This window comes from Pseudonocardia sulfidoxydans NBRC 16205 (assembly GCF_007989085.1).
Lineage (GTDB): Bacteria > Actinomycetota > Actinomycetes > Mycobacteriales > Pseudonocardiaceae > Pseudonocardia > Pseudonocardia sulfidoxydans.
In genome coordinates, this window is sequence record NZ_BJVJ01000044.1 from 44,281 (window position 1) to 51,775 (window position 7,495).

Genomic DNA, 7,495 nt, shown 5'->3' on the forward strand with positions numbered 1-7,495 from the left:
AACATCCGTCGCGGTGCTGGTGTTGCGGCAGGCTCGAGGACCCGGACAGGTTGGTGTGCCTGGGCAGCCGCCCTGAGGTCGGGGTGTGCGTCCGCTGCGCACACTCGTTGAGCAAGTGGGCCTGGGAGATCGAAGACCAGTCTCGCAGCGGGCTCGCCGTCCGCGTCCGCGAACGCTTTCGGCGGCTGCGCAAGTACGTGGTCCGCCGGGGCTGGCACAACCGCAAGTTCATCGGCGGCCTGCTCCGTTGGGTCGGACGGTTCACGCCCTGATCAGTGCCTCTCGCAGGGCCTCAACATCCGGAACTCCAGCCGGACCGCCGGCCGTCGCATACAGTCGGCACGTCACCCCGGTCGGCGCATCCGGGACGGCGAACGGGTCGACACCGTCGATGAGGAACGTTGGCGACCCGATGAAGCCTCGCCGCTGTGCCTCCGCGGCCGAGTCGATCACCGTGATCGTCACCGGAGCCGCCTCCAGACCCGCCGCCTCAGCAGCAGCGTGCACCACCTCCAGCGCTGCGGCCTCGTTCGCGCATTCCGGCACGACCAGTAGTTCGATCACCACAGCGCCACTATCTACCTCGCTGGGGCCTCGAGGCCACTAGAACTCAACCCGCTCTCCTGCTGGGTCGGGTGAACGTGTCGGCGCGCCTGAGCCCCTCGGCGGGTACGGCTGGCCACGCTGGGCTGATGGCGTCAGCCGGGCGGGTCGGTCGGGTCGAGCGACGACGGGACTCCAGCCTGGGCTGGCTGGTGGTATTCCCTGACGTTGAGCACCATGCGGGGTCGTCCTACCTGCGCGAGCTCGCCGCGTCGGACTGCAGCCCGGCCACAATCCGCAGCTACGCCTACGCGCTGCTGCGCTGGTTCCGGTTCCTGCACGAACGGCTCGTGCGCTGGGATCGGGCCGAACGAACCGACGTGCGCGCGTTCGTCGAGCACCTGCGCGAGGTCCCGAACCCGCAGCGGCGGCGCGGCCGCCCGGACGCGCCGCCGCTCGGGGTGGTCAACCCGCGCACCGGCAAGCAGGCGCCGGGCAGGCAGTACGCGGCCCGCACGATCAACCACCAGCTCAGCGTGCTGTTCGGGTTCTACGACCATGCCTGCGCGGCCGGTTTCGGGCCGCTGGTCAACCCGGTCCCGGCGCAGCGAGGACGAGATGGCGGGCGAGTGCTGGCTCACCACAACCCGATGGAGGACTTCGTCGTCCACCGACGGGCGACCTACCGGCAGAAGCAACCGAAACCGACCTGGCGGGCGATCCCGGACCAGGCGGCCGAGCAGCTGTTCGGAGTGTTGCGCTGCCACCGCGACCGCGCGCTGATCTCGTTCTGGCTGTCCTCGGGGGTCCGTGCCGCGGAGCTGCTCGGGCTGCGCCACGGCGATCTCGACGTCGGCGCCCACACGATCACTGTGGTCAGCAAGGGCAGCCGGGCCCGCGAGGAGGTCCCGGCGAGCGTGGACTCGTTTGCCTGGTTGGCGCTCTACCTCGCCGAAGACCGCCCACCACTGGTCGAGGGCGGACCGCTCTGGTGGACCCGCACCCAGCCGCCGCGGCCGTTGACCTATCACGCCGCCCGCGCCGCCCTGCAGCGCGCGAACGCCGTGTTGGGCACTAACTGGACGCTGCACGACCTGCGGCACACCGCGGCGCAGCGGATGCTCGCCGACCCGGCGTTCACCCTGGTCGACGTGCAGACGATCCTGCGCCACGCGAGCGTGACGACCACCCAGATCTACACCCAGCCCAGGCTGGAGGACCTGATCGAGAAGGTGCTTGAGCACTACGCTCGACCGCCGGCGCCGGCGCCGACGCTCGACCCCGGCTACGACGCGTCCGCTGTCCACGAACTACTCGGCATCCGGCGATGATCCCGCCCTCACAGATCCCGCCGTCACGCGCGATCGCCGCAGCGACCCGACGTGGGAGCAGCCCCCGCATTCAGCTGCTGTCTCGGCCCGGGTCGCCGGTTGCGGCAGCGATCCCGCCGGATGACCGGTTCGGCGCGGACGGGAAGGTCCGGCTGATGGTCGCCTACGACGCCGGCCAACCACCGCCCCCGCTGCCTGCCCATGGGGCCGGCCACGCGGTGCAACACCTCGACGTCGATGACACCACCGCCGCGGTGCTCGATCGCCTTGACCCCGACCGCAGGTCTGTCTTGATCGGCAAGACTGTTCCCCGACGCTGCCGGGTCTTGTTGGGCTGGCTCGATCGTTTCGAGGGTGACACGTGGGAACAGCGCTGGCTCGCATCTGGCGCTGACGCCGCCCCGAAGACCTGGGCGACCACGGCCTTCCCCGACTTCACCTCGACCTGGCAGCGCGCCGATCTCAGCGGCGGGCTCTACATGCTGATCCAAGCGCGCGTGCTGCGGCCCTCCTACGGCTGGCTGCTGACCTGCAGCCGCGTCTATGTCGGGCTCGAGCGGTTCCTGCAGATCAACGCCTCTGACGACCTTCCTGGCCTCCGCGACCTCCAGCCCTACCGCCACGCACTGGCCCGGCACCAACGCGACGCCGAACACGGCATCGCCCGCGTGATGATCCGGACCGGCAAACCGCTCGTCGACCTGCAGGGCGAGGACCTGCTCCACTATGCCGACGTCGTCCGCACCTCCGGCCGGAGCCGCCGCGAACACCTCGCCTGGGAACTGCTCGTCACGCTCGGGGTGTTCACCAACGAACCACCGACGCTGCGCGCGGCGTGGTCGGCCAAGGGCAACACCCGCCAGCACTCCGTCGCCACCCTCGTCGACCGCTACGGCATCGCGCCATCAGGCGTGCGTGACCTGCTCGTCGACTACCTCAACGAGCTCAAGCCCGGCATGGATTACGCCTCGCTCAGTGGCCTGGCCTACCGCCTGGTCCGGCTGTTCTGGTGGGAGATCCTGCAGATCAACCCCAGCCAGGCCGACCTGCGGCTGGACCCGCACACGACTGCGACCTGGCGAGAGCGGCTGGCCGTCACCAGCGACGGACGACCGCGCCGCGAGATCCACTCTATCCTGTTCGCGATCCGAGCGCTCTACCGCGACCTCGCCGAATGGGCGCACGACGACCCGGCCCGCTGGGGCGTGTGGGTCGCACCCTGCCCGGTCCCACGCGCGCAGTCCCGCGCCGCCGCGAAAGACAAGCGCCGGCAGAAGGCCCAAACCCAAGCCCGCACCCGCGCTCTCACCCCACTGCTGCCGGCCTACCTCGCAGCCGCCCACGCCCGCATGGACTGGGGCCAACGACTGCTTCAGGCCGCTCAGGACACGCCGGAAATCGAGACGTTCGTCGTCGACGGCGTCCACTACACCCGCCGCCCGACCACCAGCCGCTATGACTACCTCCGCCCTTCCCAGACCTGGGCCGACGTCCTTCACATCGAGCCCGGCGCCCGGCCCGTCCCGCTCGACCGCGGACACGTCAACATCTCCAAGCTCGAGGAGGACGCCTTCTGGGCCTGGGCCATCGTCGAGACGCTGCGCCACAGCGGCATCCGGATCGAGGAGCTCCTCGAGCTCACGCAGCTGTCGCTGCGCCACTACACGCCGGCGACGACGAATACCCTCGTCCCGCTGCTGCACATCGTCCCGTCCAAGACCGACGCCGAACGACTCATCCCCATCAGCCCCGAACTGGTCACCGTTCTGCTCGCGGTGCAACGGCGCGCTAAGAACGGCGCCGACCAGGTCCCGCTCTCGGTCCGCTACGACCCGCACGAGAAGACCCACGGCGAACCCCTGCCGCATCTGTTCGCCCGCCGCCTAGGCACCCGCCAGGAAGTGATCTCTCCGTTCTACGTCCGCACCCTGCTGGGCGGCACCGCCGCCTGGGCCGGCCTGCGCGACGCCGACGGCCCCGTCCACTTCACCCCGCACGACTTCCGCCGCCTGTTCACCACCGAACTCGTCGGTTCCGGGCTGCCACTGCACATCGCGGCCAGCCTGCTCGGCCACCTCAGCCTCGACACCACCCGCGGCTACACCGCCGTGTTCCCCGAGCACGTCATCGCCGCCCACGAAGCGGCCATCGAGCGGCGTCGAAAGCTGCGACCCGACGGCGAACTGCGATCCGCGACCAGCGACGAATGGGCCGAGTTCGAGCAGCACTTCCTGCTCCGCAAGGTCGCTCTCGGCAGCTGCCACCGCCCCTACGGCACACCCTGCGTCCATGAACACGCCTGCACCCGGTGCCGCTTCCTCCGCGTCGACCCCGCCCAGATCGGCCGCATCGAGGACATGACCGCCAACGCGGAAGCCCGCCTGTCCGAAGCCCGAGACAAGGTCTGGCTCGGCGAAGTCGCAGCGCTCGAAGAGAGCCTCGGACACCTCCGTCGACGCCACGCCGAAGCCATAGCCCAGCAGAACCAGGACACCCGAGAGTTCAGTTAAGGAAGCCATCGAACTTGGGCTCGAAACTGAACCGCTCCGCCCGCTCGACGTCCGGGAGCGCGTCGGCGGGCCGGGCGGTCATCGGCCGCACCGGCGGCCGCAGCACCACCGCACCTGCTCCCGTTCCCGCCATTGAACGAGGGTAGGCACGTCACGACGGGCTGACCTGCAGCGGACCGACCGTCACCACCTCCGGCGAGCACTCACCCGGAGCGGGATCGCGCCGATGGGCGAGACGTCACCCTCTCGAACGCTTGTTCGATCATGGTGGTCGGCGGAGCATGGTCGGGTGCGTGCGCATGAGGAGAAACGGGATCGGGAACGCCGCGAGACCCGGGAGCGGATCGAGGCCGGCGCGAAGGCGTTGCGCAAGCTGGGCAGCGCCCGGCAGTTCGCCGACAACTACCGCGAGGCCTACATGCTGTTCTGCGTGGCGGCGGTGTTCGACACCCTGGCCGGGCACACGGAGCGGGTGCCGTCGGTGATGGTGTCGGATGCGCTGCGCGCGTGTCAGTATCTGCTCGAGCCTCTTCCGGGTGATCGACGTCGCGAGGCCGGTCGGCCGGCGGGTGTTCGGCCGTTGGACCAGTCGTGAGCGACGAGCAGACTGTGCCGACGGTCCGTGACCGCGCCGTCGGCGCCGGGATCTCCGAGGCGAAGCTCCTCGCCTACGTCGAGGGTGGGCAGTTGTTGCTCGATGGGGACGTGGTGTGCGAGCTCGACCAGCCCGCGCCGCCCGGGACCCGGATTCTCGTCGCCGGAGGCTGAGTCCTGCACCGTCGCCGCGGCTCCGTTTCGGGCGCGAAACGCCTGTCCCGTTGCGTCTCGGCCGGCCCGGCCCGCGCCTCGTGGTCGGGCGCCGGTCAGCGCGTCCCGCCCTCACCGACCGGCCGGGGCGACCATGAACGCGAGCGTCGCACCGACCGCAGGTGCGGCGGTGACCTGGTCACTGTCGAGCAGGCGGCGGAGAGCTGTCCGGACTGGCCGATGACGTCGTTGCGGCTCCTCGCCCGCCGCGGCGAGCGCGTCGGGTCGAACCAATACGTCCCCTGGTAGAGCTGGTCGAGGCCCGTCTCGGTGGGCGGGTGGCTGCTGGGTTATACGTCGAAGGCGGTGCAGCTGGTGGGCAATGGGGTTCGGGTGTGTAGGGCGGTGGTGGCGGTCCACCCGGCGAGGTCGACGGTTTCGATCTTGGAGTAGGCGCCGAACTGGCACACCACGGTGACGTCCTGGCCGCGGGGTATCTGTCGGAGTGGGGGCGGGTCGCCGGGTTCGCGTCGTGCGGTTGGGCGGCAGTCGAACTGCCACGCGCACGCCCACCACCCGTCCGGGGACTGCGGGTAGACGGGGCTGTCGACGACGACCCGGGCGGCTTGGGCGTCGACCTGCAGCGGCCCGGCGGTGGCCGTGCTGAACGCGCCGATGGTGGCGATGGTGGCGAGCCATGTCGCGACCGCGGCGCCGATCAGGAGCCATCGCCGCCGTCGGGTGGCGGGCGGCGGGGTGTGCGGGGGCTGCATCGTGGGGTCTCGACCTTCTCGGCCCGGTCGGGGCCGGCTCGATCACGAAGGGGCAGGACGCGCGACGGCACGCGCGACGGCACGGCCGCACGCCCGAGTGCGGGCCCGGCGCCCGGGGACGGCGGCATAGTCGACACGACCGGGGAGGGCCGCGGCGGGCGTCAGAGGTCGAAGGTGGAGCACAGCGGCGGGGCGCCGAACAGGCCGTGCACCTCGCGGCTCGGGGCCCACCCGTCCCGGTTGCCTTGCTCGACCTTCGAGTAGGCGCCGAGCTGGCACACCACCCGGGCCCAGGCGGTCCGTGTGCCGATCCAGGCCGGTTCGGGATCCCCGGGGAGCCTTGCGGCGTTGGGCCGGCACCCGCGCCTCACCGCGTCGTCGTCGACCTCGTCGAGCCCGCCGCTCGCTGTGCCCGTGCTCGGTTTGCCTGTGCTCGCTGTGCCCGTGTTCGGTGCGACGGTGCCGATCGGGTGGTCCTGGCTGCAGGCAGACCATACGTCGGGCGAGCTCGCGTAGACCGGGACGTCGGGGCGGGTGAACCACCCGGGCTGGCCCCGGTGCGGCGCGGTCGTGGTGCCCAGCAACGGGAGCAAACCGGCAAACACCAGCGCTCCCGCCAGCACGATGATCTGGAACTCCCACCGGCCGCAGCCTCGGGGCCGATCCTCGTACCCGAACTCACGCTCGAACTCGGCGTCGTGCTCGTGGTCGTGGTCCATGACTGCCTGCGCCCCGTCCCCACGTCCTTGGCCCCAGCCGTCGCCGGGCGTGTGAGGCGGAGAGTCGCAGCGCACCGGGGTCGACCGCCGGTGATCACAGTGAACTGTGTGCGGGTGCGAACCCGCGCCCCGACAGGAGAGGCCGCCGCGCACATCTGGAGTCACCGCGAGGTAGCCGCGGGTGCTGCTCGGCGAGACGAGCGCGGATGGGCGCGATCGGGGTGATGACCGGTGTGCGGGCGGTCGGGTGACTGTGCCGTCGGGGATGCTGCGCTCAAGGCCGCGCGGGCCGAGAAAGTCTTGGTGGTCACGCCTTCGGCGTGCGGCGTGGTGCCCCTGAGCTTGTCACGGCCGCTCTCCCCATCAAGGGCGCTGCGCTGCGCTCCGCGTCGCCTGCGGCGACAGACCTCCGGTCTGCCCGTGACGGCGAGCCTCGGCGGCCGCGCCTGGGCGCTCGCGCGGTGGAGGGGCACGCCCCACCACCCCGACGGGACGGGGCACCACGCCTCGCATCCCCCAGAGACTGGGAGCTGCCGCCATGAGCGAAACCACCACCCCCGCAACGACCACCCCCGCAATCCCTACTGCTGCATCGACCACTGCCGCAACGACTTCTGCTGCAACAGCTGGGGGTGTCGAGCTGGTCGTCGTCGACCCGGCGACGCTGATCTTCGCCGCGAACGTGCGCGTCGACGCCCGCCTCGACGCCGGGTTCGTGAACAGCGTCCGGGAGCAGGGGGTGCTGCAGCCGATCGTGGCCCACCGCGACAGCGAGGGTGGTTTGGTGGTGCGGTTCGGGCACCGCCGCACCCTGGCCGCGATCGAGGCCGGCCGCGCCCAGGTCCCCGTCTAGGGCGTGTCCTGTAAGTCAG

The 7,495-nt window shown here is 71.0% G+C and carries 10 protein-coding genes; 6 read left to right on the plus strand and 4 right to left on the minus strand.

Annotation, left to right across the window (positions count from 1 at the left end):
- Positions 1-107: 107 nt before the first annotated feature.
- Positions 108-272 (plus strand): hypothetical protein, encoded by a 165-nt coding sequence (locus PSU4_RS31925; RefSeq protein WP_222596339.1) that lies wholly within the window; start codon positions 108-110, stop codon positions 270-272.
- Here the strand turns inward: PSU4_RS31925 and PSU4_RS19980 are convergent.
- Positions 262-567 (minus strand): hypothetical protein, encoded by a 306-nt coding sequence (locus tag PSU4_RS19980; RefSeq protein WP_147110539.1) that lies wholly within the window; start codon positions 565-567, stop codon positions 262-264. The genes PSU4_RS31925 and PSU4_RS19980 overlap by 11 nt on opposite strands.
- Positions 568-755: 188 nt before the next feature.
- On the opposite strand from PSU4_RS19980, the gene PSU4_RS19985 reads away from it, so the two are divergent.
- Together PSU4_RS19985 and PSU4_RS19990 are read left to right on the plus strand one after the other, a co-directional pair.
- Complete coding sequence (locus PSU4_RS19985; protein WP_222596340.1) at positions 756-1,874, plus strand: tyrosine-type recombinase/integrase; 1,119 nt, start codon at positions 756-758, stop codon at positions 1,872-1,874.
- Between the two features lie 155 nt (positions 1,875-2,029).
- Positions 2,030-4,384 carry a tyrosine-type recombinase/integrase gene (locus PSU4_RS19990; protein ID WP_246115231.1) on the plus strand — a complete coding sequence of 785 codons (2,355 nt, stop codon included), beginning with the start codon at positions 2,030-2,032 and terminating at the stop codon, positions 4,382-4,384.
- On the opposite strand, the gene PSU4_RS31440 is transcribed toward PSU4_RS19990, so the two are convergent.
- The gene (locus PSU4_RS31440; RefSeq protein ID WP_186817076.1) at positions 4,377-4,517 is read right to left on the minus strand and encodes a hypothetical protein; all 141 of its coding nucleotides are present in this window, start codon (positions 4,515-4,517) and stop codon (positions 4,377-4,379) included. The two genes, PSU4_RS19990 and PSU4_RS31440, sit on opposite strands and share 8 nt — an antisense overlap.
- Before the next feature lie 156 nt (positions 4,518-4,673).
- Between PSU4_RS31440 and PSU4_RS19995 the strand changes: the two genes are divergently transcribed.
- Positions 4,674-4,979, plus strand: coding sequence for a hypothetical protein (locus PSU4_RS19995; protein WP_147110548.1), 306 nt, complete (start codon positions 4,674-4,676; stop codon positions 4,977-4,979).
- Complete coding sequence (locus tag PSU4_RS31445) at positions 4,976-5,152, plus strand: hypothetical protein (protein WP_186817077.1); 177 nt, start codon at positions 4,976-4,978, stop codon at positions 5,150-5,152. Before PSU4_RS19995 ends, PSU4_RS31445 begins: the two co-directional genes overlap by 4 nt.
- A 329-nt stretch (positions 5,153-5,481) precedes the next feature.
- Here PSU4_RS31445 and PSU4_RS20000 read toward each other — a convergent pair whose 3' ends face one another.
- Both PSU4_RS20000 and PSU4_RS20005 read right to left on the minus strand, forming a co-directional pair.
- Complete coding sequence (locus PSU4_RS20000) at positions 5,482-5,904, minus strand: hypothetical protein (RefSeq protein WP_147110551.1); 423 nt, start codon at positions 5,902-5,904, stop codon at positions 5,482-5,484.
- 161 nt (positions 5,905-6,065) lie between these two features.
- Positions 6,066-6,623: a hypothetical protein gene (locus tag PSU4_RS20005; RefSeq protein ID WP_147110554.1), complete on the minus strand. Its 558-nt coding sequence runs from the start codon at positions 6,621-6,623 to the stop codon at positions 6,066-6,068.
- Between the two features lie 538 nt (positions 6,624-7,161).
- Here PSU4_RS20005 and PSU4_RS20010 point away from each other — a divergent pair.
- Positions 7,162-7,476: a ParB N-terminal domain-containing protein gene (locus PSU4_RS20010; protein WP_147110557.1), complete on the plus strand. Its 315-nt coding sequence runs from the start codon at positions 7,162-7,164 to the stop codon at positions 7,474-7,476.
- Positions 7,477-7,495 lie beyond the last annotated feature (19 nt).

Bases quoted from the DNA above. Each gene is read 5' to 3' on its own strand.
- PSU4_RS20005 (WP_147110554.1), bottom strand. From the start codon at position 6,623: ATGGACCACGACCACGAGCACGACGCCGAGTTCGAGCGTGAGTTCGGG.
- PSU4_RS19990 (WP_246115231.1), top strand. From the start codon at position 2,030: ATGGTCGCCTACGACGCCGGCCAACCACCGCCCCCGCTGCCTGCCCAT.
- PSU4_RS20010 (WP_147110557.1), top strand. From the start codon at position 7,162: ATGAGCGAAACCACCACCCCCGCAACGACCACCCCCGCAATCCCTACT.
- PSU4_RS20000 (WP_147110551.1), bottom strand. From the start codon at position 5,904: ATGCAGCCCCCGCACACCCCGCCGCCCGCCACCCGACGGCGGCGATGG.
- PSU4_RS31440 (WP_186817076.1), bottom strand. From the start codon at position 4,517: ATGGCGGGAACGGGAGCAGGTGCGGTGGTGCTGCGGCCGCCGGTGCGG.